This window comes from Bradyrhizobium sp. USDA 4473 (assembly GCF_054063335.1).
Window position 1 is genome coordinate 6,357,777 of the sequence record NZ_JBSSGE010000001.1, and the last position, 26,127, is coordinate 6,383,903.

Below are 26,127 nucleotides of genomic sequence, written 5' to 3' on the forward strand. Positions count from 1 at the left end.
CATTCGGGTCGCCGCGCACGCACACGAATCTGTCATAGACTGCGGCCGGCTCGCATCCGGAGGCTGACGATGGAATTCACCGCATTGTTTCTCGCCATCACCATCGCCATGCTGGTGGCCTGGCGTGGCCCGCGTCCGGTCGCGATCGGATTGTTCGCGGTGATCCTGGTTGCGTGCATCGCAACCTTGCTGCATCACGCCACCGACCACCTCACGCTGTCGTTCTGAGGCCGGCCATGACCGACACCCGGGCCGTGAGCCTGAATGCGCTGGCGCTCTATGGTCTCGCGCTGCTGCTGGCCGCGGCCTTTGCGGCGCAACTCGTGCTGCACGAGCTGCCCTGCCCGCTGTGCCTGTTGCAACGCACTCTGTTCGCGCTTCTGGCGATCGGACCGATCCTGAACATCCGCTTCGGACCGCGGCCGAGCCATTATGCCTTGTCGCTGCTGACGGCGGTGGTCGGCGCATCGGTCTCGACCCGGCAGGTGCTGCTGCACATCCTGCCCGGCGACGCCGGCTACGGGTCGGCATTGCTCGGCTATCATTACTATACGTGGGCGCTGATCGGCTTCATCGCAGCGATCGTCCTGCTCGCGGCGATGCTGCTGTTCGACCGCCAGTTCGATCACCGCACAGGACAAGGCACCGCGCCCGGCAAGTTCGCGCAAGGCGCCGTGTGGCTGGTGGTCGGGCTGACGGCGCTGAATGTGCTTTCCACCCTGCTCGAATGCGGCCTCAGTGCCTGCGCCGACAATCCGATCGTCTACGAGCTGCTGAAGCGCACTTAGGTGCGCTTCGGAATATTCAAGCCGCGCTCCACCGCCGGCCGCTTCAGACCACGCTCCAGCCAGGCCGCAACGTGGGTGAAGCGGTCGAACTCGACGAGTTCGCGCGCACCGTAGAAGCCGATCAGATTGCGCACCCAGCCGAGCATCGAGATGTCGGCGATGCTGTATTCATCGTCCATGAACCATTGCCGCCCCGCGAGATGCGCCTGCATCACGCCGAGCAGGCGCGCGGACTCGGCGACGTAGCGCTGCAACGGCCGCTTGTCCTCATAATCCTTGCCGGCGAATTTGTGGAAGAAGCCGACCTGGCCGAACATCGGCCCGATGCCGCCCATCTGGAAATGCACCCACTGGATCGCCTGGTAGCGGCGCGCGGCATCCTCAGGCAGCAGCTTGCCGGTCTTGTCGGCGAGATATTGCAGGATCGCGCCGGATTCGAACAGCGGCAGCGGCTTGCCGCCGGGACCGTTGGGATCGAGGATCGCCGGGATCTTGCCGTTCGGATTCAGCGACAGGAACTCCGGCGTCTTCTGGTCGTCCTTGTTGAAGTCGACGAGATGCACCTCGTAGGGCAGCCCGATCTCCTCCAGCATGATCGAGACCTTCACGCCGTTCGGCGTCGGCAGCGAATAGAGCTGCAGGCGGTCGGGATGCTGCGCGGGCCAGCGCTTGGTGATCGGAAAGGCAGACAGGTCGGGCATGGATGAACTCGTCGGAGGGCGGGCGTTTGGAGGGCCGAACCAATCTAGGTGATCCGGCGCGCCGATTGAAGCCCGCCCCCTCCGCGATTATTCAGCGTTCCGGCGCGATCCGCATCGCCTGTCCGATACTCGCTCCGACGGAACACCCGATCACGTCTTCGCGCGTTTCGTCTTGACGCGCTTGGCAGGACGAGCCGCCACACGCCGCTTCTTGGTCTTCGACACCTTCTTGGTCTTGGCTTTTGCTGATTTGGCCTTTGCCGATTTGGATTTCGCCGACCTGGCGGTCGACGTCCGGGTCTTCGCGACCTTCTTCCGCGCGGCGGCGGCCGCCCTCGGCCGGCCGGCTGCCGGATTGTGCTTCGTCGCGCCACCCTGGCGGCGCGGCGCGCGGGCATGCGGGCCGATCGCCGGCGCGACGCCACCGACCGCGGCCTGAAGGCCTGGGCGGACACGCGTGCTGGTCTGATCGACCGGCGTCGGCAACGCCTCAGCGGCCGGCGTCGCCGACAGCCAGAACGACAGCTCGGCGGATTTGACCTGGTTGTCGGCCGAGAAGTAGCTGTTCTGCCAGCTGTCGTCGGTTGCGAGGAAATGCCAGGCCGTGTTGGGGCTGGTTTGCAGCCAGTAGCGCCAGGCGTAGTGATCGTAGACGTCGAGGCAATGTGCCGCATAGGCTTCCGCGATCGCACGGTGGCCGCGGATGATCGCCATGTTCTCGTCGTTGTTGTAGGAGGCCTTGTAACCGAGATTGTGGCTGCCGGTGATGACGACGCAATCATCAGCGAACGGGTCGATCACGACGATCTTGTCGTGGATCACGGCGTGGCCTGCCTGGTTCAGCTCGGCCTCCCACTGCCCGAACGCGTCCGACTTGGTCACGCCGCGGGTATGGATCACGCGGTAATCCTCGGGCAATGGCGGGTCGCCCTTCTGCCGCTTGGCCGGCTTGGTCCCCGCGCCGCCGCCGGTGATGCCGACGGCGAAATCGCCCGATGCCTGGGGCGCGGTGACCGCGCCACGCACGAACAGCGACGGCTTCGCCTTCAACGCGTCGACGATCTTGTCGATGATGCTCGGCGAGCCCGGCTCGAACACCAGAAACACGATCGCCTGCTTGGCGCCGGCGATCGCGTCGAACACCATCTGCATGTCGGGCGGCGTCGGCTCGTTTGGTCCGGGTTTGCTGGCACGACGCTGCGGCGTGTTCGGCGAGAACCAGAGATCGACCGTGCCGCTGTTGTCTTCCAGCGTGATGGTCGGCAGCTTGGTGCCGTCGGTGCCGCGCAGCGCCGCCCCCTGCTGCGCCTTGCCGTTATTGCCTGATGGCACGGTGTCCTGCTTCAGCCGCTGCCAGTAGTCGGCATAGGCCTGAGCCATCGCCGGCGAGCGCGCGATGATCGTGTTGTTGGTCTGCGCGCACAGCGCATTCGACGTGCAATTGGTCGATCCGAACAGCACGGCCTGCGGCGTGCCGTTGACCAGCACCTGGAACTTGTTGTGGCCGATGCTGTTGCTCGGCATGAACCGGTCGATGACGGTCAATCCGGCCGCCTTGATCTGCTGGCGCTCCTCGGCATAGGCGTCGTTGGTGAGATCGCCGGTCTTCTTGCTGCCGCTGGGCATGTTGGACAGGATCAGGCTGCCGCGGCTGTGCACCGCCGCAAAATGCTGGATCAGCTCGGGATCCTGGAATTCGTAGAGTGCGAGCAGCAACTCCCCGTTTGAGGTCAACGCTTCGTCCGGCAACGTGGTGAGCGCCTTGATCATGTCTCCGGCAAGGTCGACGCGCAGCTGATCGCCGATCTTGACGATCCGCTCCTTCAGAACGTCGACCATCGCGCCCGCCGGCGATCCGTCGGTCAGCTTGTGGGCGGTGGCCTGCGTCGCGAGGATGCCGCGATTGAAATATGCCGACAGCGTTCCGTAGTTCGGGTTGAGCTGCACCTGATTCGAGATCAGCGGACCGAACGGCATCGGCGTCAGCTTGCCGGGGACGCCCGTCATCGGCACGATCTTGTATTTGTAGGTGCCCCCGCGTTTGGCGAAGACATCCTTCCAGAAGAACTTCTGGACGGGATCGTCGGCGGTGGTCCGGCCTTCGGTCGCCTGCTCGCCCTTGAACGTGGCCAGCGCCGGCAGCACGGTTTCGGTTCCCGCCTTGACGTCGATCCGGTGCACGGCGAAGCCGAGGCAATCCTTGAGCTTGCCGCCGAAGGTCCAGGCGACCACGGCCATGTCGTTGTTGGAGAACGCAACGGCTTTCATAACGCCTCCTCAAATCCGGTTTGTGAGAATCAAGCACATCGAAGCCCGCAGCAGGTCTGCCGGGGCCGTATCAATGAATACCCAAATCAGATCGCGCGACGATGACGCTGCGCTTGCGATCCGCACAATCGCCAGTGCCGCGCTCCACGAGATAGTGGATGGATTTGCTACCGAAAGCTGTGAACTGATTCACAGATCGCGCGAATGTATTGGCGGTCCGCGCGGCCTTGCCGCTCGGCGGCCGATAGGACAGATTTGGCTCGGGACAGCTCCAGCCGGCACGGACGACGAATGCCTCCAAGCCTCTCCGACGACGAACTCGCGACGCACCCGACGGTGTTCGCGGCCGATGCGCTGGCCGGTCAGGTGGTCGTCGTGTCCGGCGGCGCCGGCGGCATCGGCCGCGCCATCGCCTGGCTGTTCGCCCGGCTCGGCGCCCACGTCGTTGTCACGGGGCGCAATGCCGACAAGCTCGATGCGCTGGTCGATCATCTCGGCCATCGCGGCCTGAAGGCGTCCGCGCATGTCGCCGACATCAGGGATGCGGACGCGGTCAACGCGATGTTCGATGCGCTATGGGCCGAGCATGGCCGCATCGATCATCTCGTCAACAGTGCCGGCGGCCAGTTCCCGCAGGCCGCGATCGACGTCTCGATCAAGGGCTGGAACGCGGTCATCAACACCAACCTCAACGGCAACTGGTACATGATGCAGGCCGCAGCGCAGCGCTGGCGCGACCGCACACATCCCGGCAACATCGTCAATATCGTCGTGGTCACGACGCACGGCCTCTACGGCATCGCGCACTCGATCGCGGCGCGCTCCGGCGTGATCGGGCTGTCGCGTGCGCTGGCGGTCGAATGGGCGCCGCTGAACATCCGCATCAATTGCATCGCGCCCGGCGCGATCGAGACCGAGGGCTGGAACGTCTACAGCGAGGCGGCGCGCGCCACCTATCCGCGCTCCAACCCGATGATGCGTCCGGGCACCCCCTGGGACATCGCGGAAGCCGCGGTCTATCTCGCCGCGCCGTCCGGCAAGTTCATCACCGGTGAGATGCTGACCGTCGACGGCGGCGGCCAGCATTGGGGCGAGACCTGGACCACCGGCAAGCCCGACTACTTCAGGGGCGGCGAGTAAACGCGTCGCCGCCGCCCGTTCGTCATTTGCCGTCGTCGAAGCTGACGATGACGGCGGCATTCGCGATCAGGATCGGGTCGTTGCCGAGATCGGACGGAATCTCGAGCCCGCCCGCGATCGCCTTTACGGCCTTGGTCCCGTAGGGCAATTCCCTGGCGACAGCATCGGTATCGACCGCTTCGGGATTCGGCACCGCGATCGTGACATCGACGAACATGTCGTTGGCGGTCTTGCCGAGCATGCGGAAGAAGCCGAGGCTGGAATGGCGGATCGCGTCCGAGACCGCCCGCTTGGCAGCCTTGGTGGCGTCGCGGCCGTGAACGTCGACGCCCATGCCCATTTCGGTGATACAGCGCACGCGTGTCATGAAACTTTCCTGTTGTCGTTGGCGTGAGAGACTGATCCCTCCTTCGGCCGCCGGGCCCGCGGCGTCAAGCCGGATCCTAGCGCCTACGCGCTTTTGACCGGCGGGCGCCAGCATCCACGCCGCGAGACCCGGTGAGGATCGCCGCGGCATGGGGCGCCTGCATCCGTGAGCCGAACTTTCGGTCTTTATGAGAGCTCGCGGCCCGCGCTACTCCTGCTTCTGCAACACCGTGATGTGCAGGCGGCGGCGGATCGCCATGCCCTGGCGGCGGTAGAGCGCGATCGCCGAGACATTGCTGGTGAAAACGTGCAGGAACGGAATCTCGCCGCGGGCCACGATCTGGCGGCCGACCGCCGACAGCAGCGCCTGCGCATAGCCGCGGCCGCGATGCTCCGGATGCACGCAGACCGCGGTCATCTCGGTATAGTTCCCGGGCTTCATCCGCTCCCCGGTCATCGCGACCAGCTCGCCGCCGACGCGGATCCCGAAAAAGTTGCCGAGCTCATGCGTCCGCGCGCTGAACGGACCGGGCTTTGTCAGCGTCGTCAACGCCATCATCTCGGAAACATCGGCCGCACCGAGCCTGATGATCTCGACGCCGGACAGAGAAAAGGCCGCCGGCGCGCCGATCATCTGTTCGCCGGTCTCGGCCAGCAGCACCTTGAACTGCGGCGGCACGCTGACCGGATCGGGCGTGAACAGCACCGCGATGTCAGGCCCCGACAGCAGCGCACCGAGCGCGGCGAAGCTCTCGGGCGACATGTCGACCATGTCGGCGAAGGGCGCAATCGCGAGCGGGAAGCGCCTTGCAGCGGCGGAGCCTTCCGCGAGATCGCGCTGCCGCGTGGTCAGCGCGCTCCAGATCGGGCGATCAAGCGGATGGGTTGGCGGGACTTCGGACATGCGGCGCTTCGCTCCTGATTTTTCCAGAGAAGAGCAAGAAGCGCCGATGAAATCCAGCATGGCGTGATGCCGTTGCGGCTCACAATCACGCCAGCAGGAAAACCTCCGCTACGCCACCTTGAGGCAGAGCTCGGTGCCGCCCTTCAGCGGCAGCGTGATTGACACGAAGCCATTTCTGGGATCGCGCACGAACTCCAGGAAATCCGCCTCGGCATTGTCGTTCATGACATAGCCCCCGACGCGAAGCTGCGGGGCGACGATCTCGATCACCTGGCGCGCCAGCGTCGGGCCCTTCTCGCCCGGCCAGCCGTCGATCAGGATGAAGTCGACAGGGCCGCCGAGATCGCGCAGCGTCTTGCGTGCATCGCCCTCGCGGACCTCGGCGTAAGCGGCCAGGCCGGCGTCGGCAAGGTTGCGCTTCGCGGCAGCCACCTTGGCCGGCACGATCTCCGAGCCGATCACGGTGCCGCCGCCATTGTCGCGCATTGCGGCCGCGAAATAGAGCGTCGACATTCCGACCGACGTCGCGAACTCGGCGACGCGCTTGGCACGCAGGCCGCGGCACAGCAGGTAGATCAGCTCGCCCTGCTCCGGGTGGATCGAGAATCCCTGCTCGGCATAATCGTGCGGATCGCGGCTGCCGCTCTGCATCGGGTTGCCTCGCACCGGGGCCCGGCGCGTGGCCTGCAGGCGCTCGATGACGGCGGTGACGCGGGCGTCGGCAATCGCGCTGTGCGGTTCAGCATTGTACATGAAGGGCCTCCTTTGCGATTGCGTCATTGCTGCAGGATTTCGGCAGCCGCGCGGTCGAGAATTTTCGCGATCCGTCGCGCCTCGGCGGCATCGCAGCCGCGCTTCTGGCGCAGCGCGCTCTTCAGCGCATGACGGGCGCGGTGAATATCGTCGGACGCTTCGCCATCGAGATCGCTGACGCCGGCGAAGGCTTCGCGCACCTCCTCCATGCGGCGGCCGATCCGCGACAGCGCCTCGAGAATGGTGTCGGCAGTGGCGCGGTTCTCGGCGAGATGCGCCTTGCCCTGCTCGGTGATGCTGTAGAGCTTGCGCGCCGCGTCCTGGGTGACGCTGGCATGGCCGATCTCCTCGAGGAAGGTCAGCGCCGGATAGATCACGCCCGGGCTCGGGCTATAGAAGCCGTCCGACCGCTCCTCGATCGTCTTGATCAGCTCATAGCCGTGCGCCGGCTGCTCACCGAGCAGCGCCAGGATCACGAGTTGCAGGTCCTGCGACGAGAGCCGCCGCGATCCCGGAAAGTCGCCGCCGCCTCCCCGCCCGAAGAAGCCATGGCCGCCGCGGCCAAAGCGATGACCGCCCCGGCCGTGCCGGCCCATGGCGAAGAACCCGAACCGGAAGCCGTCGCCGTCCCGATCATGAAACCTTGATTTTCTCATTGGTCTTTTCCTTACTGAAAACATATCTTACGATATATCTACAGATGGCCATCCACAACCCACGTTTCCGTGAAGGTCTCGGGGCTGAAGCCGCAACCAGGCAGCCAAGGTCGCCACCGCCACCCCGGGCTTGCCGACGTTCGCGCCGCTGGCTTATGGCTTTGATATTCTTCCGGTCCGTCCGACTCATGCGCCCCAAAACCTTCGAAGCCCATTGCCTGCGCCTGCCCGCCACCACCAAGGTGGTGCAATGGGAGGGCACGTCGGTGTTCAAGGTCGGTGGCAAGATGTTCGCGCTCGCCGGCGGCACCATCGAGAGCACCGGCGGCTTCATGTTCAAGACCTCGACCATGGCCTACCAGCTGCTGATCGAGCAAGGTCTGGCGCGGCCGGCGCCGTATCTGGCGCGCGCCACTTGGGTGCAGCTGGTGCGGAACGACGCCCTGCCCGATCCCGAGCTGAAGGCCTATCTCAATCAGGCGCATGCGCTGATCGCCGCCAAGCTGACGCGGAAATTGCGCAAGACACTCGGCTTCGACCAGAGCTTTTTCGGTTCTGATTGAATCAGAACCGAAGCTCTAGCTTTTTGTTTTGACGCGTTTTCTTCACGCGAACCGGCGTCCACTTCGCTCGAAAACGCTCTAACCGGCGCGGCCGCCGCGCGGCTCAGCTGCTCCCCAGCGGCTTGTCGGAATCGCCCGACAGCAATTTCGGAAACAGCTCCTTGAAGGCGAACTTGTCGTCGCCCTTGGCGCGCTCGAAGCGCAGCACGACGTCAAAGCGGTCGCCTTCCCATTTGGTCGGCGGCGTGCCCTTGCTGACCGGGATCAGCGGCAGGATGTCGGAGATGATCGTCTTGTGCTCCCAGCACAGCAGCGCGACGCCCTTCGACGCCAGCACGGCCTTCATCAGCGCCGGCTCTTGCCCCTTGGCAAAGCCTTCGTTCGGTTTCAGGTGGCGGCGCGCGGAGAGCGCCGAGATCGTCTCGGCGGGACGGCTCGACGGCGGCTGATTGGGCGTGGTGCCCGGCGTCGCCGCATAGATCGCATCGGGCTTGGCATAGTCGCCGCCGGTGAGATCGGTGCCGAACAACGCCGCCCATGCGCCGGCGCGCTGCCAGCCGCGAAGCACCAGCGACTCGGTATCGGACACGCCGTCCGCGGTGAAGCCGGGCCCCGGCCAGCCGTCATCAGGCTTCTCGGCATGGCGGATGATGAAGAGCGTGAGCGCGTCCATGGCGGCCTCTCCGGAGCAGATATGGGGCGGAACGATCCTAGCCTCGATACAGCCTGCGGTTGATGAACCGCATCACAATTTGCGAAAACTCGACCGGTACTGCGCCGGCGAGACGCCGAGCCGCTCGGTGAACACGATGCGCATTCGATCGGCCGAACCGAAGCCGCAGTCGAACGCAACCGCTTTCAGTGGCCGGTCCGAGCCCTCGAGCAGCCGGCGCGCGGCATCGACCCGCGCCCGCTCGACGAATTCGTGCGGCGTGATGCCGGTCTCCTGCGCAAAGGCGCGGCCGAAATTGCGCACGCTCATGCCGACGGCCTCCGCCAGCGATTGCAGCGTGTGGCGCGCGCCGACATGCTGCATGACGTGCGCCTGCGCCCGCGCAACCGGCGAGGCCTCGTCGATGGGCGCGGTGAGATAGGGGCTGAACTGCGACTGCCCGCCCTGGCGCTGCGCCACCACGACCAGCCGCTTTGCGACCGCGACCGCGACCTCCGGCCCATGACGCTCGGCGACCAGCGCGAGCCCGAGATCGATCCCCGCAGTCACGCCGGCCGACGTCATCAGCCTCCCGTCGCGGATGTGGATCCGATCGGGGATCACGTCCGCGGCCGGAAAGCGCGCCGCGAGCCGCTGCGCGTTCTGCCAATGCGTCGTCACCTTGTGGCCATCGAGCAGCCCGGCGTGTCCAAGCGCGAAGGCGCCGGTGCAGATCGAGCCGTAGAGCTCAGCGCGCTGCGGCGCCCCGCGCAGCCACCGCGTCATTTCGGGATCCGGCGCGGCCTCGGGCAGCGCGGGCCCGCCGGCAACAAGCAGGATGTCAAACTTCTCGCTCGCCTCGTCGAAGCTGAGGTCGGCCGCGATCTTCATGCCGTTCGATGCGCGCAGCGGTTCGCGGCTGACGCCGACCAGCACCGTCTCATAGCCATTCCCGGCAGGCACAAAGCCGTTCGTTTCCGCGAACACGTCGACGGGACCGGCGACGTCGAGCGCCTGAACCCCTTCGTGAATCGCGACCGCGACCTTCTGAACCGCCATGCCTTCTCCCTGCCCGCTGGCGCGAAACGACGTCTCGTTGGCCCGATCCGGCGGCGCGCGATCGTTGCGGGATCGGCCCAGAACAAGCGACAACAGCGCCACCACGGACCACGCCGGAAGGCGATCCAGAACACACCGCAGAGACGAACGCCGCCCGCGTGATCCCACGCCACGGTCCCGTCTTGCCACATCGAGGAGCGTCTTGAAATGACCGAGATCATCGCGGGCATCCGCGTACCCGACAGCGCCATGGCCCGCGCCGCGACCCAGCTGGTGCGCGATTCCGAGGACGATTTGCTCTACAATCACAGCCGCCGCGTGTTCTTCTGGGGCGCGCTGACCGGCAACCGCCGCAAGCTGAACTTCGATCCCGAGCTGCTCTATATCGGCGCCATGTTCCACGACATGGGTCTCACGCCGGCGCATGCGAGCCCCGACCTGCGCTTCGAGGTCGACGGCGCCAACGCCGCGCGCGACTTCCTCAAAGGCTACGGCGTCGCCGAACGCGACATCGAGGACGTCTGGGCTTCGATCGCGCTGCACACCACGCCCGGCATTCCCGAGCATATGCGTCCGACCGTCGCGCTGGTCACCGCCGGGGTCGAGATGGACGTACTCGGCATCGCCTATGACGATTTCTCCGACGCGCACCGCGACCATGTCTGCGCGCATCATCCGCGCGAGGCGAACTTCAAGGAGAACATTATCGATCATTTCGCAGGCGGCACCATCAAGAAGCCGCATACCACCTTTGGCAACGTCAAGGCCGACGTGCTGGCGCTAAAGGACATGAACTACAGAAGGACGAACTTCTGCTCGATCATCCTCGGCTCGAAATGGCCGACATGAGGTCAGGGGACCTCAAGCGTGCGGACCGCGTTCCGGTCCGGGATCCCGACCGGCCGCCGCGAGTGAGAGCCGACCCAGATAGTGCGCCCAGCCCTTGTCATGGGCCGCGCACTGCGCCGCGTTCGGCAGGCCGCTATGGGTCATCCGAAGCAGCGTGCCGCTGTCCTTGTCGATCAGGTCGATCTCGATCAGGCTGGATCCCGGCGGCACTTCGGCGCCGCCCTCCCAGCCGAAGCTGTAGGCAAGACGATGCACCGGCACGACCTCACGAAACGCGCCGCGTGCCGCCCGCGACAGATCGCCGGAGACGCCCTTGAGCAGATAGAGCCCGCCTGGATGCAGCTCGGTCTCGGCCTCTAATCCCATCCAGCTGACGATCTTCTGCGGATCGGTCAGGAACGCGAACACGGTCGCGGGCGGGGCTGCGATCTGCATCTCGCGTTGGACGATGAAGGCTTCGGTCATCGGTCTATCCTCCATGGGCAGTCAGGTTTCGGGATAATTCGTGACAAGGATGGCGCGTCAACCCCATGATGGGGTGATGCAGATGTCCTCGACACTGAGCTGGCTGGTCGACGCCGCCGCCGAGACCGCGGGCGCCAACCGGTTGCTGGCGGATCTTGGGAGCCACCTTATCACGGATGGCCTGCCGCTTGCCGGCGGTACGCTGACGCTCGAAGTTCCGCACCCGCTGATCGCACGACGAACCTGGCTGTAGCGTGCCGAGACCGGCGAGGTGATCGAAGCGCTCGGCTTCGCGCCGGAACAACCCTTTGCGATGCCCGATATGATCGGATCCGGCGATGCCGGCCGGCGCTGGCTCGGCGCCCTCGCGCGCGGCCCGATCCACCAGGACACCATCGGAACGCGACCGGATGGCCCGACCCTGAGCTGGATCGGGACCGATCCCTTCACGCCTGCCGAGGCGGATCGATTGCGCGAGGCAGCGCGCTTCATGGCGGCACCGCTTGCCGCGCTTGCGGCGCGCGCGACATTGACGGCGGCGCTGGAGGCCTATCTCGGCCGGCGCAGCGCGGCGCGTGTGCTGGCATCGCCGTTGCGACGCAACACCGGCGAAACCATCCGCGCAGCGTTGCTGTTTGCCGACCTGCGCGGCTTCACGGCGCTCTCCGAAAGCCATCCGCCTGCCGAGGTGATCGCGGCGCTCGATGCCTGGTTCGACCGCATCGCCGGCGCGATCCACGCCTTCGGCGGCGAGGTGCTGAAGTTCATCGGCGACGGGCTGCTCGCGATCTTTCCGGTCACCACCAGCGCGCGCAGCGCATGCGAGGCGGCGTTGCGCGCGGTCTCGGCGGCGCGCGTCGGCATGGCGCATCTCGACACCGAGCGCCGCAAGCGGGGCTTGCCGCCATTGTCGTTCGGCGCGGCGCTGCATCTCGGCGAGGTGCACTGGGGCAATATCGGCGCCGCCGACCGGCTCGACTTCACCGCGATCGGCGCCGCGGTCAATCTGGTCAGCCGGCTCGAAGGCCTGTGCAAGCCGCTTGAGCAGAGCGTACTGGTCTCGGAGGCCGTTGCCGCCGAGGCCGAGACGCCGCTGGTTGCCCTCGGCACCCATGCGCTGCGCGGCATCGTGCGGCCCTGCGCGGTCTTCACGCTGCCGGAGGCGTGAGCCGGTCATCGGAACAGCCGCAGCCACGGCGCCAGGTGGAACGCGCTCATCAGCGCATACATCGGGACCATCCCCTGCAATGACAACGGCCCCTGCATGGCGCCGCAGATCATGTCGGCCGGCGCCATCGCGGCCAGCAGCGCCATGACCGCGAAGGTCGGCGCCGCCGCAAGCGACAGCCAGCGCGCCGCCGTCGAACCGCGCCCGCCGAGCCTGCCCTTCAACCAATCGTCACGTGTTTCGATACCGCTCATCGTTCGATCTCTCTGGAGATGATCCATGTCGTCATGTGCTAGGTTAGGACCGGGCCTCGGAGGGCGAGAGTGACAAGTGTGTCGGGATTCGAATGGACTCGCTGATTACAGCTGCGGCGCGCGCGCTCGCGGCGGGTGATCCCCTCGGCGCACTGAAACGGGTGGCCCTGCGCGACGATGCGCCGCGCGCTGGCGCTGCGCGGCATCGCGATGGCACGGCTCGGCGATTTCGCGCGTGCCAAGGAGCTGTTGCGGCGTGCCGGCCGCGCCTTCGGTCCACGCGAAGCGATCGCGCGGGCGCGCTGCGTGGTGGCCGAGGCCGAGATCGCGCTGGTGTCGCGCGATCTGTCCTTTCCCGGCAAGAGCCTCGCCGCGGCGCGCGCGACGCTCGCGGCGCGGGGCGATGCGCTCAACGCCGCCCATGCCGGCTATCTCGAGATCCGTCGCCTGCTGTTGATCGGGAGCCTCGATGCGGCCGAGCGCATGCTCGAGGACCTCGATCCGGCGCCCTTCCCGCCGGCTCTGCGCGTCGGCCATGAACTGGTCGTCGCCGGGATCGCAATGCGCCGGCTGCGCACCAAGCCGGCGCGCGAAGCGCTGGCACGAGCCAGGGACGCCGCGCACCGCGCCGGCATCGCCGAGCTTGCGGCCGAGGTCGAAAGCACGGCGCGCCTGCTCGCCACGCCGGCGGCACGCTTGATTGCGCGCGGCGGCGAGCGTCCGCTGCTGCTCGAGGAGGTCGAGGCCCTGATGGTGTCGAAGGCGCTTGTCGTCGATGCCTGCCGCTATGCCGTGCGCGATGCCCGGACAACTATTTCTCTGAATCGGCGTCCGGTGCTGTTCGCGCTCGCCCGCGCGCTGGGCGAAGCCTGGCCGCAGGACGTGTCGCGCAGCACGCTGATCGCGCGCGCGTTTCGCGGCAAGCACGCCGATGAATCGCACCGGGCGCGGCTGCGGGTCGAGATCGGACGGCTGCGCCGGGCCTTGCGGCCGCTCGCCGATCTCAACGCCACGCCCGACGGCTTCGTGCTGGAGCCGCACGGCCGGCGCGAGGTCAGCGTGCTGGCGCTGCCGGTCGAGGAGGAGCATGCGGCGGTGCTGGCGTTCCTCGCCGACGGCGAGGCGTGGTCGAGCTCGGCGCTGTCGGTCGCGCTCGGCGCCAGCCAGCGCACCGTGCAGCGCGCGCTCGATGCGCTGGCAGCCAGCGGCAAGGTGCAGCCGGTCGGCCGCGCCCGCGCCCGGCGCTGGATGACGCCCCCGGTGCCGGGATTCACGACGACGTTGTTACTCCCTGCCCCGCTGCCGAACGGCTAGCATCGGGCCGAGACTACAGGAGTCGAGCATGAAGAAGTCCGAAGCCGAGATCATCCGGGAATATGCCTTCGAGGGCGTCGAGAGCGTCGGCGGCGTCAGCTTCGACGGCGAGCAGGTCTGGTTCGCGGCCGGCGGCCGGCTGGTCGCGTTCGATCCCGACAGCGGCAACACCACCCGTACCCTCGACATCGCGGCCCATGCCGGCACCGCCTTCGACGGCAAGCACCTCTACCAGATCGCCGAGGACCGCATCCTGAAGATCGAGCCGAGCAGCGGACGCGTGCTGTCCACGATCCCCGCGCCCGGCGGCGGCCGCGACTCCGGCCTCGCGTGGGCGGAAGGTTCGCTGTGGGTCGGCCAGTATCGCGACCGCACCATCGTTCAGGTCGATCCGGACACCGGCAAGGTCATTCGCACCATTGCAAGCAACCGCTTCGTCACCGGCGTCTCCTGGGTCGATGGCGAGCTCTGGCACGGCACTTGGGAAGAGGACCAGAGCGACGTCCGGCGCATCGATCCGCAAACCGGCGAAGTCATGGAGCGGCTGGAGATGCCGAAGGGCACGTTCGTCTCCGGACTCGAATCCGACGGCAAGGACCGGTTCTTCTGCGGCAGCGGCTCGACCAACAACAAGGTGCGCGCGATCCGCCGGCCGAAGCTCAGCGGCGCGTGAAGCGACCAACCGCTCCACGCGCTGAGCCTGCTCACGCCGGTGCGGGCACCGCGGTGGGCCGCGCCGATGCCATCGGCCGGAAGGTCATCATGATCAGGAACGCGCCGAGGCCCGTGGCCCAGGAGCCGACATAGAGCCACGTGTAGCTCGCAAAGGTGTCGTAGATCAGGCCGCCGGCCAACGGCCCCGTCGCCATGCCGAGGCTGCCGGCCATCGCGGTGCCGCCGATCACGGTGCCCAACATGCGCAGCGGAAAATTCTCGCGGATCAGCACCGAGTACAGCGGCATGGTGCCGGCATAGATGAAGCCGAAGATCGCCGCGACCGCGTAGAACGCGGCAAGCTCGCGCACGAAGACATAGCCGAGCGCGCCGAATGCCTGTGCCAGCAGGCCGAGCACCAGCACGCGCTTGGCGCCGAAGCGGTCGCCGAGCAGGCCGAAGGCGATGCGACCGCCCATGCCGGCGAGCCCCTCCACGCTGTAGATCGTGACCGCGGCAACCAGCGGAATGCCGCAGGTAACCGCGTAACTCACCGTGTGGATGATCGGTCCCGAATGGGTGGCACAGCAGAAGAAATTGGTCGTGATCAGGATCAGGAATTGCGGCGAGCGCAGGGCCTGCGCCAGCGACAGCGGCGGCTCTCCGTTGGCGGAAACCGCCGCTTCAGGGGCGTCGCCTTGCAGTGCCGGCGGACGCCGCACCAGCAACGACACCGGGATCATGATCGCGCCGACGACGCCCGCGACGATCAGCATCGCGGTCCGCCAGTCGTGGTGGGAGATCAGCCAGGCCGCGAGCGGCGACATCGTCATCGGCGCCATGCCCATGCCGGCCGACACCAGCGACACGGCGAGACTACGATGGGTGTCGAACCAGCCGGTGACGCAGGCCATCATCGGGGCGAAGATCGCCGCCGTGGCCGCGCCGACCAGCGCGCCGAACATGAACTGAAAGGCCAGCAGCGAGGTCGCCCGGCTTGCCAGCGCCAGGCTTGCCGCCAGCACGATCGATCCGGTCAGCACCACCGGGAGCGGCCCGAACCGGTCCGACAGCGTGCCCCAGATCATGCTGGTGAAGGCCATCGCAAGGAAACCGATGGTCATCGCGCTAGAGATCCCGGTCACCGACCAGCCGGTCTCACGCGCCATCGGCTGCAGGAACACCGGCAGCGAGAACATGCCGCCGATCGCGACGCAGCCAAGCAGGCCGCCGGCCGCGACGATCACCCAACGATAGGTCGAATTGCTCATTCCGGAACTCCCATGCCGTCCGTTCTGGCTGGAAGACGAACGGAGCGGACTGGAACCGACAACGAAGGGCCGCGCCAGCTCATTTTTTTCGAGCCTGGCGTCGAGCGGAGCGGACGAAGGCCTCTGCACGCTGAGAGGCGATCATCGTGTCGGTCCGCCCTGCGACGGGAGGGGTTCCTTTTCTCTCGCCGCCGGTGTTTCCTCTATCACGGCGGAGAATGGGCATGCAGGGGTCGCTGGGAGAGAAGATCGGCAGTGGGCTTTTCGCGGATGTCCACGCCTGGGCGCCCGGTCAGGTCGTCAAGCTATCCAAGCCAGGCATCCCGCGCTGGGTCGTCCAGCACGAGACGCAAATAACCCGCGCGGTCTTCGCCGCCGGCGGCCCGGCGCCGGAGGTGTTCGGCGAAGTCACTCTCGACGGCCGCTTCGGCATCGTACTGCCGCGGTTCGATGGGCCGACCCTGTTGCAGGCGATGCGCACCGGCGCCATCACGCGTGAACAAGCCGGCGCAATTCTTGCGACGCTCTGCCTTGCCGTTCACAAGACGCGACCGCCGCCGGTCGCATTCTCGCTGCGCGAGGCGATGGACGCCCGATTGCGGTTTGCCGGCAGCGTGCTTCCGGAGCGCATCACCACCGGCGTCCTCGCGCTGATCGAGCACCTCGCGCCCGATGATGTGCTGTGCCATTCCGATCTTCACCCCGGCAACGTGATCATGACGGCGCAGGGTCCGAGATTGATCGACTGGCTCGGCGCGGCCCGTGCGCCCGCCGCCTACGAGATTGCGCAGTGCCATGTCCTGATGGCCGAGCTTGACCTGGAATACGCCGATGATCCGGAGCGGGCCACGGTCAATTCGGTTCTGCAGGCGGAGTATGCGCGGCTGGCCGCCATCACCCCTGCGGCGCTGACGGCGGCGATGCAGCCCTATTTGCCGATCGTCCGCGTCTTCCTTCTGCTCGGCGGGGCCAAGCCCGACATGCGGGAGCGGCTGATCCAGCGCGTCGAGGCGGCCCTGCGCTCGGATGGCTGAATTGAATGGTCGCACGCCAGTCTCAGCGACCGGCCAGACTGCATCCCGGCTGCGGCGCAATCTGGCCAAGCGGCTCGGACCTGCACCAGTGCCGTCCGCTTCGGCGATGATGTCCTTGAGCGACCCGGCCTCGTCGGCCTGCCAGATGAATCCATCCCGCCCTCACCACGTACAGCGGCACCTTGGTCTTGTTCGCGGCGATCTCCCTGATCAGGGCGAGAAATCCGCCTCGGTCGCCAGCATGCATTTGGTCCCGACCACCTTGCCGCCGAGCCGCGCGCGGTGCCGACCATCTGATGCGGCCAGACCCGGTCGGCGCCCAGCAGGAATAGGTGTTGCAAGGAGACGCGATCAGACCATCACTCCGCGGCTTCGCGCTGCGGGACGCCCTGCTCGACGTCGAGCTGCAAAATGTCGTTGAAGCGATTGAAGGCGCCGCACAGCGCGATCCGCCAGGTCAGCTCGACGATCTGCGCTTCCGAGAAATGCTCGCGCAGGCGCACGAAGACCTCGTCGCGGGTCCTATTCCAGTTGTTGGTGACGGCGATCGCATATTCGACCACCAGCTTGTCGAGCGAATCGAGCTCGGGGTGATCCTGATAGTCGAGCAATCGGTCGGCGCCCGCCTCCGAGACGCCCTGGATCGCAAGCTTCGGCGCGTGGTGCGACACGCAATAGTCGCACTTGTTCAACAGCGAGACCGTCACCAGCGCGAGCTCGAGATGCCGTTTCGAGATCACCGCCTCGTCGGCGAGATCGACCAGCAGGGACCACATGTGTTTGAAGATCGGCGGACGCAGCGCCATGACCCCGGCCTGGTTCTCGAACGCGCCATAAGTGGTCATCTTGTCCCACAGCGGTTTGAGCTCGGCCGGCAGGTCGTTCCTGGTCTTGATGGACACGCGTGACATGGATATTGCCTCGGATCGGAATTGAACCGATGCAACCTGCCCCGCTTCGTCCGATACCGCAAGCCGCCCGGCGGCATGGCAAATATCACGCCGGATCGGTGCCGCGCGCGCAGTGCCGGCAAAGGCGTCGCCCTGCCTAGAACGAGGTGCCGCCGCCGAACCTGAACTCCTGCACGATGTCGTATTTGCCCTTCGTGATCGGCACTGCGTAGTCGAAGCGCAGCGGGCCGAATGGCGACGCCCAGATCAGGCCGACGCCGACCGAGGTCCGCACCACGTTCTCGTCGTCGTATTGCAGGCCGCATTTGCAGGCAGCCGTATTCACCTCACCGGTCGCAGCCCACGAGGTCGGGCCCTGGTAATCCCACAGCGAGCCGGCGTCGGCATAGACCGCGCCCTTCAACCCGACCTCGGAGGGCAGGAACCAGAACGGCATCTGCAGCTCCATCGACGCGCCCCAATATTTGGTGCCGCCGAGCGCATCCCCGGTCGCCCCCAAGCTCGCATAGGTGATGTCACGCGGCCCGATGCCGCCGGAGGCAAAGCCGCGCACCAGATTCGGCCCCATCTGGAAATTATCGAGCATGCGCAGATCATTGTTTCCGACCTTGCTGAGCAGGCCACCCTGCAGATGGATCAGGCCGACGAGATCGGACACCAACGGCGTGTAGTATTTGGCGTCGACCGCGCTCTTCAGATAGGTCACGTCGCCGCCGACGCCGGCAAAATCCTGCTTGAAGTCGATCAGCAAGCCGTCGGTCGGGTTCTTGTTGTTGTCGAGCGTGTTGTAGGTCAGCGTATAGCCGACCGCCGAGGTCCAGGTCGCGCCCTGCGCCAGTTCTTCACGCACGGGCAGCGTCGATTCGCCGTCGCCATAGCAACCATATCCATAAAGCCCCGACGAGACCGAATTGGTGGGGTCGACGCCGTGGAGCACACTCTGGATGTAGGCGGGCGTCGGATTGAACGCGAGCGAGGTGTTGGCCGCGTTGTTGTTGCAATTATTATAGGCGCTATCGAGCGAGATTTCCTGCTGATAGAGCGAATAGCGCAGCTGGAGGGTCAGGTCCTCGCGCAGGGCAAGGCCGAGCCGCGGCGAGAACCCGATCGTCTTGACGCCATAGGTCGTGTAGGCCGTCGGCAGCTGCTCCTTGTAATAGGCATCGAGCCCGAGCGCGATGCGATAGTCGAGCAGATAGGGTTCGACAAAGGACAACGTCAGGCCGCGCGAGTACTGGCCGTAGCTGACCGATGCTTTCGCATACAGGCCGCGGCCGAGCAGATTGCGTTCGGAGATGCTGACCTCGGCGAGCGCGCCGTCGGTGGTCGAATAGCCGCCCGAGACCGAGAAGTCGCCAGTCGACTTCTCCTCCAGATCGACAACCAGGATGACGCGATCGCTCGATGAGCCGGGTTCGGTGGTGATCTTCACCGTCTTGAAGTAGTCGAGATTTTTCAATCGCCGCTCGGCACGGTCGACCAGCGCGCGGTTGTACGCATCGCCCTCGGAGATGTCGAACTCGCGACGGATCACGTAGTCGCGGGTGCGGCCGTTGCCGCGAATGTCGATCCGCTCGATATAGGTGCGTGGCCCTTCGTCCACATGGAACACGATCCCTACCGTATGGGACTCGAAATTCCGGTTGCCGTCCGGACGGACCACTGCGAAGGAGTAGCCACGGCGCGATGCCTCGATCTGCATCTCCTCGACCGACTTCTCGATTGCCTCTGCGTTGTAGAGCGAACCTACGCTGACGCGCGACAGCGAGCGCAGGCTGTTCGGATCGAAGCCGGCAATGCCGGACTGGAAGCTCACGGTCGCGACGCGGTACAGCTGCCCTTCCTCGATCTTGAAGGTCACCTGAAAGCCCTTGTGCTCCGGGTCATACTCGGCGAGCGCGGCCACCACCTGCACGTCCGCGTAGCCGTGCTTCAGATAGAAACGGCGAATCAGGTCGCGGTCGGCCTCGACACGGTCGGGGTCGTAGATGTTGGCGTTGCCGAGGAAGCTCAGGAAGTTGGTCTCATGGGTCTTGATCACGTCCTTGAGGCGCGATGCCGAGAAGCTGTTGTTGCCCATGAACTCGATGGTCTTGATGCCGGTCTTGGCGCCCTCGTCGACGGTGAAGACGAGATCGACGCGGTTGTTCGAGCGCTCGATGATCTCGGGCGTGACACGCACGTCGTAGCGGCCGGAGTGCCGATAGATCTCCGCGATCCGCAGCGCGTCCGACTGAACCATCGGCCGCGACAGCGTGCCCCGCGGCTTCGACTGTATCTCGGCCGAGAGCTGCTCGTCCTTGACCTTCTTGTTGCCCTCGAACGCGACGCGGTCGATCACCGGGTTCTCGATCACCGAAACCACGATCCGGCCGCCGACGCGATTGATCTTGACGTCCTGGAACAGGCCGGTCCCGACCAGCTCCTTGAGCGCGTCGTCGATGGCCGCCTGATCGAAATGGCCGCCGGGCCCGGGCCTGAAATAGGAGCGGACGGTCTCCGCCTCGACCCTGCGATTGCCTTCGATCGTGATCGCATCAACCGATTGAGCCGCCACCGGTGCCACCAATAGCCAAGTCATCAGCGATGTCCCCGACGTCCCCGGCATCGAAAAGCCCGTAAGCACGATCGCCGCGACAAGGCTCCGCCACGTCTTCATTCCACACCTCGCGAACAAGTCACCCGTTGTGACGGGATGGTGATGGCTGCGGTGTGGCTGCAGGATTGCGGGATTATTTCCAGTGATTTGGGACTGTGAGCGCAACGAGGCGTGACGCCCGCCCGGATTGTTTCCGCCTGCGTGCGCCGCTCACAGTTCAGAAACACTATGCTTACGAAAAGGCGTAATGCCGCCCACAAGCGACGCCTATGCTGGTCGATTGGTGGCTGAGCGCGCCGCAACGCGCGTGAAATGCCCTTATCATGAGGCTCGTGACGGACCATGCTTGCACATACGCCAAAGATCCTCGTCGTCGAGGACGATCTGCCAACCAGAGACCTGATCGCCCGCTACCTGCGCGACCAATCCTGTCTGGTCGCCACGGCCTCGAACGGCCGGGAAATGGATCGTTACCTTGCCGGGCACTCGCTCGATCTCGTCGTGCTCGATCTGATGCTGCCGGGAGAGGACGGACTGACCCTGTGCCGCCGCCTCCGCGGCGATTCGACGATCCCGATCATCATGCTGACCGCGAAGGGCGAGGACCTCGACCGGATCCTCGGGCTCGAGATGGGCGCGGACGACTATCTCGCCAAGCCGTTCAATCCGCGCGAGCTGCTGGCGCGGATCAATGCCGTGCTGCGCCGCCAGGCGCAGGCCGACCTTGCCGGGCGCTCCGGCCAGAGCGCCGCCCGCCTGCGCTTCCACGATTGGACCATCGATCTGCGCTTGCGCGAACTGCGCGATCCCGACGGCGCCCAGGTCACGCTGACCAGCGCCGAGTTCGATCTGCTGCAGGTGTTCTGCGAGCGGCCCGGCCGGATCCTGACGCGCGATGGTCTGTTGACCATGACGCGCAGCCGGCCGGCCAGCCCGTTCGGGCGCAGCATCGACGTGCTGGTCAGCCGGCTTCGCCGCAAGCTCGATATCACCGAAGGATCGTCTGTCATCAGGACGGTGCGCACCGGCGGATACATCTTCACGCCGCATGTGGAGGACGCATGAGCTGGACCCGCAGGATTGCCGCGCTGTTCAGCTTCCACCGGATCAGCGGCCAGATCGCAGCCCTGATCCTGCTGTCGCTGGTGCTGATCCACGCGCTGATCGGGCTTTACTTCACCAGCCAGAAACCGAAATCGTTCGCCGACCGGCCGATCCATCAGTTCCAGCTGGTTGCCAAGCTTCTGGCCGAGGCGCCTCAGGCCAATCGCCCAGCGCTGTTGCAGGCGGCCGACCGGGCCTTTCCCCGCTTGCACTTCACCTTGCGCGACGCCGCTCCAGGCTTGTCTGACAGGGCTTCGTCCGATACGCCCGGCGTCGACGATATCGATGAGTTTTCCGCGAAGGCCGCGGCGGCGGCGGTTCGGTTACCGGACGGAGCCCTGATCGAAGCGACGATCGGCCCGACGAAAATGCCGCCTTTCTTCGGCGCATTCTGGGTCAGCACGTTCCTGTTCCTGTTCGTCAGCGTCACGCTGCTCGGCGTCTGGGCCGGTCGCGCGCTGAGCGCGCCGCTCTCCGCCTTTGCCCGCGCCGCCGAGAATTTCAGCATCAGCCAGGCGGCCGCTCCGCTTCCGGAAACCGGTCCGCAGGAAATCCGCGCTGCCGCGGTCGCACTCAATCGCATGCGCGAACGCATCACCACCCTGATGAACGATCGCACGCGGATGCTGGCTGCCATCAGTCATGATCTGCGGACGCCGATCACCCGGCTGCGGCTGCGGTCCGAATATATCGAGAACGACGCCCAGCGCGCGGAGACCCTGCACGATCTCGACCAGATGCAGGCCATGCTGGAATCCGTGCTGTCGTTCCTGAGCGGCGGCAGCGCGGCGAAGCCGACGCTGGTCAACGTGGCCGCGCTGCTGCAGACGGTCTGCGAGCAATTCTCCGATTGCGGCCACGTCGTGCGCTACCACGGCCCGACCAGGGGATCGCTGCTGATTCGCCCCAGCGAGATCAGCCGCACCGTGACCAATCTGGTGGAAAACGCGCTGCGGTTCGGCAGCGAGGTCGATATCCGGCTCTCCGCATCCGCCGATCGGACCGTCATCGACGTCTCCGACGACGGTCCGGGGATTCCGGAGCACCTCCGGGCCGATATGCTGAAGCCCTTCGTCCGCGGCAACGAGGCCCGCACCATGGACGAGAAGAGCGGCTTCGGGCTTGGTCTTTCGATCGCGCAGGCCTTGGTGCGTGGGCACGGCGGCGAGCTGTCCCTGCACGACAACGAGCCGCACGGCCTTCTGGTCCGCATCGCGCTGCCGGGGGCCGTGCATCTTGGATCGGATCGCGCCGAAGCGAGCCCATCTCGCCCCGCGCTGCGCGAGCTCGTGTCGGGCTAACTCAAGTGAGCTTCTGAGAACGCGGTTTCAGCTCGTCCGGCGTGACACAGCAGTCGCCGCCGGAGGCTCAGCCCTTCTTCGTATCGCCGCGCGTGTGATGCAGCAGATTGTCGCGCAGCCTGACCACGCTCTTCTGCACGATCGGAAACTCGTCCCCGAGCCCGGTGGCCTCGACCAGCGACGCGTTGATCTCCTTGTCGAGCAGGCGCCGGCCGGCGGCCGTCAGGCTCACCCGCACCTGCCGCTCGTCGGCGGGATCGCGGGTGCGGCTGATATAGCCGCTCTGCTCGAGCTTCTTGAGGATCGGCGTCAGCGTGTTGGATTCCAGGAACAGCTTCTCGCCGAGCGCGCTGACGGTCTGGTCGTCCGCCTCCGACAGCGCGATCATGGCAATGTACTGGGTATAGGTCAGGCCGACCGCGTCCAGGATCGGCTTGTAGGCGCGGCCGAAGGCCAGATTGGCCGAATAGACCGCAAAGCACAGAAAATTCGACAGTTTTCGGCCTTTGCTTTCGGCCTTGGCGAGGCGGGTCACGGGCGGCTCCGGAGTTTGTGAAGTCCGGGTCAATATAAATCGTATCCGATTAAATCGGAAGTGCTTGACACGCCCGGGCACGCGGCTTATTTCGACACGCGTCCGATTAGATCGGATGCGATCTAAATTCAACCAGAGGAATTTGCCATGACCACCAATGCCAAGGTTCTCGTCACCGGACAGACCCACGTCACCGCCGGCTCGAACGGTGCCGCCCGCTCGCGCGACGGCTTCCTCGACGTCAAGCTGCCGCAGCCGCACCCGGCCGCCGAAAACCTGTTCGCCGCCGCCTGGTCGGCCTGCTACATCGGCGCGATCCAGCTCGCGGCCGGACAGCGCAAGGTCAAGCTCGCGAGCGAGCCCGAGGTCGACGCCGAGATCGATCTGAACCAGGCCGGCAGCGCCTTCTTCCTGAGCGCGCGCCTCAACGTCCACGTTCCCGGCGTGGAGCGCGACGTCGCGCAACAGCTGATCGAAGCCGCGCACGGCATCTGCCCCTACTCCAAGGCGGTGCACGGCAACATCGACGTCACGACCACCCTCGTTTGAGACCAGCACATGACGACCTCCGACGCGGACCGGCCGCTTGCCGGTTCGCGGTTGGACCGATCCAGACGAAAATCCGGAGTTCAAGATGACCAGTAAGCTGTTGACGGCGACGCGCCTCCTCGCGAGGACGGCCTTGTTCGCGGCGAGTCTCCTGACGATCCCGAGCGCGCAGGCGGAGCAGCCGGCCGGCATCGCCCGAACCGACCTGCAGCGCCACGACCTCAGCGCGGCCGGACGTGAAGCCGTGCAAGTGCGCGTCGACATCGCACCCGGCAAGGCGTTCGGCCGGCACACCCATCCCGGCGAGGAGATCATCTATGTGCTCGCCGGCACGCTCGAATACGATGTCGACGGCAGACCGCCGGCAACGCTGAGGGCCGGTGACGTGCTGTTCATCCCCGCAGGCGCGATCCACGCGGCGAAGAACGTCGGCGACGTCACGGCCAGCGAGCTTGCGACCTATATCGTCGAAAAGGACAAGCCGCTGCTGACCCTCGTGAGGTGACCGATCCCGCCTGCCCGCCCTTTCCTTCAGGGCGGGCGCGGCGGCATCAATTCACTTCGTGCCCTGAGCTTCGGCCTGCACGACCTGCCGCGCATTGAAGATCAGGAAGCTGATCGCGGCCATGATCCAGACGCCGATGCCGCCATAGAGCATCACCCAACCGAACCCGCTCGCGAGTGCCTGATGCACGATCGAGCCGGTCAGCTCCGGCGCCGAAGCGGCGTCGCCGGCGGCGATCCGCTCGGCGATTGCGCGAAGCTGCGCGCCGTCCATCGACGGCAGCACGGCCTTCAGATGCGCCAGCACGCCGCTCGCCAGGATGAACCCCATCAGCGCGATGTTGATCGACAGCGAGACCATGCGCGCGCTCATGTCGATGCCGGACGCCATGCCGGCGCGGTCGCTCGAGACCGAGCCTGTCGTCGTGTTGGTCACCGGCGTATTGGTGATGCCGAGGCCAATTCCGGCAAGCAGGCAGCCCGGCAGCATCGTCAGCCAGTCCGGCTGTGCGGCGGCACTGCCGAACTTCATCAGCATGAATCCGGCGCCGATGGTGAACAGCCCCGCCGGAATGATCAGGCCCGGCTGATAGCGCAGCGACAGCCGCTCGGCGAACGGCGGCATCACCAAGGTCGGCAGTGTGTAGGCGAGCAATGCAAGCCCCGCGGACACGCTGTCATAGCCGAGGCCGGCATGAAACCAGATCGGCAGATAGATCATGAACGGCCAGTAGCTCAGGTTCATCGCCGCCGAGCCGACGATCGAACCGGAGAATGCGGGTATCCGAAACACCGAGAAGTCGAACATCGGTCGACGGCTGACCTTCTCGGCAACCAGGAACGCGATGAAGCTCACGACGGAGACGGCGAAGATTGCAAGCCCCTTCGGACTGACGAAGCCGAGATCAGGCCCCTGCGTGATGTAGAACGCGAGGCAGAACACCGCGAGCGACATCGTCACGATGCCGGCGACGTCGAGGCTGCTGGCCTTGGGGTCTTTCGATTCGTGAACGCCGCCGATGGTCAGCACGAAGGCGATCGCAGCGAACAGCACGTGGACCAGGAACACCCATTCCCAACTCGACACCGCGACCACGGCGCCGCCGATGACCGGCCCGAAGCCGAGGCCGATGCCGAAGATCACGCCCCACCAGCCCCAGGCGACGGCGCGCAGCCGGCCGCCCTGGAATTCGTGCGACAGCACGGCGATCTGGCAGATCAGCAGCGCGCCGCCGCTCAGCCCTTGCAGGAACCGGGCGACGATCAGCATCTCGACGCTCGAGGCGACGCCGCAGATCAGCGAGGTGATGCCGAAGGCGGCGATCGCGACCAGGAAGACGCGCTTGCGCCCGTAGCGGTCCGCCACCGTCCCGATCGCCATCAGCACCGTGGTCACCGCGATGGTGTAGGCGTTCATGATCCATTGCAGCGCCTTGAAGTCGGCATGCAGCACCCGCTCCAGCGTCGGCAGGATCGCGGGAATGCTGGAGATCTCCAATCCAAACATCAGGCAGGCAAGGCATACGGCAGACAGCACGACAGCGCCGCGGCGGCTCAGTTCAGTTGACATGATCGGGCCTTTTGTTGTGACGAGCCAACGGCATACCGCGCGCTGGTGCCAGGGTGCTGGCAGCAGCGTCGGTCGATCGACTCACGATGTCTTGAGGCAGCAGCGGCAGGAATCGGGTGGCCGCGGCGCTTCACAACGCAAAGCTAGTCACCGCTTGAGCATTGGTGAATTCGATGACTAGATATTTCAGAGACA

Annotated in this window: 27 protein-coding genes and 2 pseudogenes; 13 read left to right on the forward strand and 16 right to left on the reverse strand. The window is 66.0% G+C overall.

What is annotated here, in order from left to right; all coding sequences use genetic code 11:
• Nucleotides 1-69 precede the first annotated feature (69 nt).
• Both ACVW17_RS30170 and ACVW17_RS30175 read left to right on the forward strand, forming a co-directional pair.
• A complete protein-coding gene (locus tag ACVW17_RS30170) occupies nucleotides 70-228 on the forward strand; it encodes a DUF5993 family protein (RefSeq protein ID WP_456755247.1) in 159 nt (52 codons plus the stop codon).
• Between the two features lie 8 nt (nucleotides 229-236).
• On the forward strand, nucleotides 237-788 hold the full coding sequence (locus ACVW17_RS30175) for a disulfide bond formation protein B (RefSeq protein ID WP_456755248.1): 552 nt from the start codon (nucleotides 237-239) through the stop codon (nucleotides 786-788).
• On the opposite strand, the gene ACVW17_RS30180 is transcribed toward ACVW17_RS30175, so the two are convergent.
• From ACVW17_RS30180 to ACVW17_RS30190, 3 genes are all read right to left on the reverse strand, one after another.
• Nucleotides 785-1,489, reverse strand: a complete 705-nt coding sequence (locus tag ACVW17_RS30180) for a glutathione S-transferase family protein (RefSeq protein WP_456755249.1) — start codon at nucleotides 1,487-1,489, stop codon at nucleotides 785-787. The genes ACVW17_RS30175 and ACVW17_RS30180 overlap by 4 nt on opposite strands.
• Before the next feature lie 150 nt (nucleotides 1,490-1,639).
• The gene (locus tag ACVW17_RS30185) at nucleotides 1,640-3,757 is read right to left on the reverse strand and encodes a phospholipase D-like domain-containing protein (RefSeq protein ID WP_456755250.1); all 2,118 of its coding nucleotides are present in this window, start codon (nucleotides 3,755-3,757) and stop codon (nucleotides 1,640-1,642) included.
• A gap of 70 nt (nucleotides 3,758-3,827) precedes the next feature.
• On the reverse strand, nucleotides 3,828-4,058 hold the full coding sequence (locus ACVW17_RS30190) for a hypothetical protein (protein ID WP_456755251.1): 231 nt from the start codon (nucleotides 4,056-4,058) through the stop codon (nucleotides 3,828-3,830).
• Here ACVW17_RS30190 and ACVW17_RS30195 point away from each other — a divergent pair.
• Nucleotides 4,049-4,897, forward strand: coding sequence for an SDR family oxidoreductase (locus ACVW17_RS30195; RefSeq protein ID WP_456755252.1), 849 nt, complete (start codon nucleotides 4,049-4,051; stop codon nucleotides 4,895-4,897). The two genes, ACVW17_RS30190 and ACVW17_RS30195, sit on opposite strands and share 10 nt — an antisense overlap.
• A 22-nt stretch (nucleotides 4,898-4,919) precedes the next feature.
• Here ACVW17_RS30195 and ACVW17_RS30200 read toward each other — a convergent pair whose 3' ends face one another.
• The 4 genes from ACVW17_RS30200 to ACVW17_RS30215 all read right to left on the reverse strand — a co-directional run bounded on the left by ACVW17_RS30200 (nucleotide 4,920) and on the right by ACVW17_RS30215 (nucleotide 7,576).
• The gene (locus ACVW17_RS30200; RefSeq protein ID WP_456755253.1) at nucleotides 4,920-5,264 is read right to left on the reverse strand and encodes a Lin0512 family protein; all 345 of its coding nucleotides are present in this window, start codon (nucleotides 5,262-5,264) and stop codon (nucleotides 4,920-4,922) included.
• A 207-nt stretch (nucleotides 5,265-5,471) separates the two neighbouring features.
• Nucleotides 5,472-6,167 carry a GNAT family N-acetyltransferase gene (locus tag ACVW17_RS30205; protein WP_456755254.1) on the reverse strand — a complete coding sequence of 232 codons (696 nt, stop codon included), beginning with the start codon at nucleotides 6,165-6,167 and terminating at the stop codon, nucleotides 5,472-5,474.
• A gap of 108 nt (nucleotides 6,168-6,275) precedes the next feature.
• Entirely contained in the window at nucleotides 6,276-6,920 is a 645-nt protein-coding gene (locus ACVW17_RS30210; protein WP_456798203.1) for an O-methyltransferase, read from the reverse strand.
• A gap of 23 nt (nucleotides 6,921-6,943) precedes the next feature.
• Nucleotides 6,944-7,576 carry a PadR family transcriptional regulator gene (locus ACVW17_RS30215; protein WP_456755256.1) on the reverse strand — a complete coding sequence of 211 codons (633 nt, stop codon included), beginning with the start codon at nucleotides 7,574-7,576 and terminating at the stop codon, nucleotides 6,944-6,946.
• Nucleotides 7,577-7,764: 188 nt separating this feature from the next.
• On the opposite strand from ACVW17_RS30215, the gene ACVW17_RS30220 reads away from it, so the two are divergent.
• On the forward strand, nucleotides 7,765-8,139 hold the full coding sequence (locus ACVW17_RS30220; protein ID WP_456755257.1) for an MmcQ/YjbR family DNA-binding protein: 375 nt from the start codon (nucleotides 7,765-7,767) through the stop codon (nucleotides 8,137-8,139).
• Between the two features lie 103 nt (nucleotides 8,140-8,242).
• On the opposite strand, the gene ACVW17_RS30225 is transcribed toward ACVW17_RS30220, so the two are convergent.
• Together ACVW17_RS30225 and ACVW17_RS30230 are read right to left on the reverse strand one after the other, a co-directional pair.
• Nucleotides 8,243-8,812, reverse strand: coding sequence for a histidine phosphatase family protein (locus tag ACVW17_RS30225; RefSeq protein ID WP_456755258.1), 570 nt, complete (start codon nucleotides 8,810-8,812; stop codon nucleotides 8,243-8,245).
• A 72-nt stretch (nucleotides 8,813-8,884) separates the two neighbouring features.
• Complete coding sequence (locus ACVW17_RS30230; RefSeq protein ID WP_456755259.1) at nucleotides 8,885-9,850, reverse strand: GlxA family transcriptional regulator; 966 nt, start codon at nucleotides 9,848-9,850, stop codon at nucleotides 8,885-8,887.
• A 207-nt stretch (nucleotides 9,851-10,057) separates the two neighbouring features.
• Between ACVW17_RS30230 and ACVW17_RS30235 the strand changes: the two genes are divergently transcribed.
• Nucleotides 10,058-10,699: an HD domain-containing protein gene (locus tag ACVW17_RS30235; RefSeq protein ID WP_456755260.1), complete on the forward strand. Its 642-nt coding sequence runs from the start codon at nucleotides 10,058-10,060 to the stop codon at nucleotides 10,697-10,699.
• A gap of 12 nt (nucleotides 10,700-10,711) precedes the next feature.
• On the opposite strand, the gene ACVW17_RS30240 is transcribed toward ACVW17_RS30235, so the two are convergent.
• Entirely contained in the window at nucleotides 10,712-11,164 is a 453-nt protein-coding gene (locus tag ACVW17_RS30240; RefSeq protein WP_456755261.1) for an SRPBCC family protein, read from the reverse strand.
• Between the two features lie 76 nt (nucleotides 11,165-11,240).
• Here ACVW17_RS30240 and ACVW17_RS30245 point away from each other — a divergent pair.
• Nucleotides 11,241-12,332, forward strand: a pseudogene (locus ACVW17_RS30245) (adenylate/guanylate cyclase domain-containing protein).
• A 5-nt stretch (nucleotides 12,333-12,337) separates the two neighbouring features.
• Here the strand turns inward: ACVW17_RS30245 and ACVW17_RS30250 are convergent.
• On the reverse strand, nucleotides 12,338-12,586 hold the full coding sequence (locus ACVW17_RS30250) for a hypothetical protein (protein WP_456755263.1): 249 nt from the start codon (nucleotides 12,584-12,586) through the stop codon (nucleotides 12,338-12,340).
• Between the two features lie 92 nt (nucleotides 12,587-12,678).
• Between ACVW17_RS30250 and ACVW17_RS30255 the strand changes: the two are divergent.
• Nucleotides 12,679-13,900 (forward strand): annotated as a pseudogene (locus ACVW17_RS30255) (helix-turn-helix domain-containing protein).
• Nucleotides 13,901-13,928: 28 nt separating this feature from the next.
• The gene (locus ACVW17_RS30260) at nucleotides 13,929-14,573 is read left to right on the forward strand and encodes a Vgb family protein (RefSeq protein ID WP_456755265.1); all 645 of its coding nucleotides are present in this window, start codon (nucleotides 13,929-13,931) and stop codon (nucleotides 14,571-14,573) included.
• 31 nt (nucleotides 14,574-14,604) lie between these two features.
• On the opposite strand, the gene ACVW17_RS30265 is transcribed toward ACVW17_RS30260, so the two are convergent.
• Entirely contained in the window at nucleotides 14,605-15,825 is a 1,221-nt protein-coding gene (locus ACVW17_RS30265) for an MFS transporter (protein WP_456755266.1), read from the reverse strand.
• Between the two features lie 224 nt (nucleotides 15,826-16,049).
• Here ACVW17_RS30265 and ACVW17_RS30270 point away from each other — a divergent pair, with 224 nt between their 5' ends.
• Nucleotides 16,050-16,859 (forward strand): phosphotransferase, encoded by an 810-nt coding sequence (locus ACVW17_RS30270; protein WP_456755267.1) that lies wholly within the window; start codon nucleotides 16,050-16,052, stop codon nucleotides 16,857-16,859.
• A 359-nt stretch (nucleotides 16,860-17,218) separates the two neighbouring features.
• On the opposite strand, the gene ACVW17_RS30275 is transcribed toward ACVW17_RS30270, so the two are convergent.
• Entirely contained in the window at nucleotides 17,219-17,770 is a 552-nt protein-coding gene (locus ACVW17_RS30275; protein ID WP_456755268.1) for a carboxymuconolactone decarboxylase family protein, read from the reverse strand.
• A 136-nt stretch (nucleotides 17,771-17,906) separates the two neighbouring features.
• Nucleotides 17,907-20,378, reverse strand: coding sequence for an outer membrane protein assembly factor BamA (bamA, locus tag ACVW17_RS30280; RefSeq protein WP_456756558.1), 2,472 nt, complete (start codon nucleotides 20,376-20,378; stop codon nucleotides 17,907-17,909).
• A 333-nt stretch (nucleotides 20,379-20,711) separates the two neighbouring features.
• Here bamA and ACVW17_RS30285 point away from each other — a divergent pair, with 333 nt between their 5' ends.
• Together ACVW17_RS30285 and ACVW17_RS30290 are read left to right on the forward strand one after the other, a co-directional pair.
• Complete coding sequence (locus tag ACVW17_RS30285) at nucleotides 20,712-21,434, forward strand: response regulator (RefSeq protein WP_456755269.1); 723 nt, start codon at nucleotides 20,712-20,714, stop codon at nucleotides 21,432-21,434.
• Nucleotides 21,431-22,774 (forward strand): ATP-binding protein, encoded by a 1,344-nt coding sequence (locus ACVW17_RS30290; RefSeq protein ID WP_456755270.1) that lies wholly within the window; start codon nucleotides 21,431-21,433, stop codon nucleotides 22,772-22,774. Before ACVW17_RS30285 ends, ACVW17_RS30290 begins: the two co-directional genes overlap by 4 nt.
• 67 nt (nucleotides 22,775-22,841) lie before the next feature.
• Here ACVW17_RS30290 and ACVW17_RS30295 read toward each other — a convergent pair whose 3' ends face one another.
• On the reverse strand, nucleotides 22,842-23,309 hold the full coding sequence (locus ACVW17_RS30295; RefSeq protein ID WP_456755271.1) for a MarR family winged helix-turn-helix transcriptional regulator: 468 nt from the start codon (nucleotides 23,307-23,309) through the stop codon (nucleotides 22,842-22,844).
• A gap of 147 nt (nucleotides 23,310-23,456) precedes the next feature.
• Between ACVW17_RS30295 and ACVW17_RS30300 the strand changes: the two genes are divergently transcribed.
• The gene (locus tag ACVW17_RS30300) at nucleotides 23,457-23,858 is read left to right on the forward strand and encodes an Ohr family peroxiredoxin (protein ID WP_456755272.1); all 402 of its coding nucleotides are present in this window, start codon (nucleotides 23,457-23,459) and stop codon (nucleotides 23,856-23,858) included.
• Nucleotides 23,859-23,943: 85 nt separating this feature from the next.
• Complete coding sequence (locus ACVW17_RS30305; RefSeq protein ID WP_456755273.1) at nucleotides 23,944-24,363, forward strand: cupin domain-containing protein; 420 nt, start codon at nucleotides 23,944-23,946, stop codon at nucleotides 24,361-24,363.
• A gap of 51 nt (nucleotides 24,364-24,414) precedes the next feature.
• Here ACVW17_RS30305 and ACVW17_RS30310 read toward each other — a convergent pair whose 3' ends face one another.
• Entirely contained in the window at nucleotides 24,415-25,932 is a 1,518-nt protein-coding gene (locus ACVW17_RS30310; RefSeq protein WP_456755274.1) for an MFS transporter, read from the reverse strand.
• Between the last annotated feature and the right edge of the window lie 195 nt (nucleotides 25,933-26,127).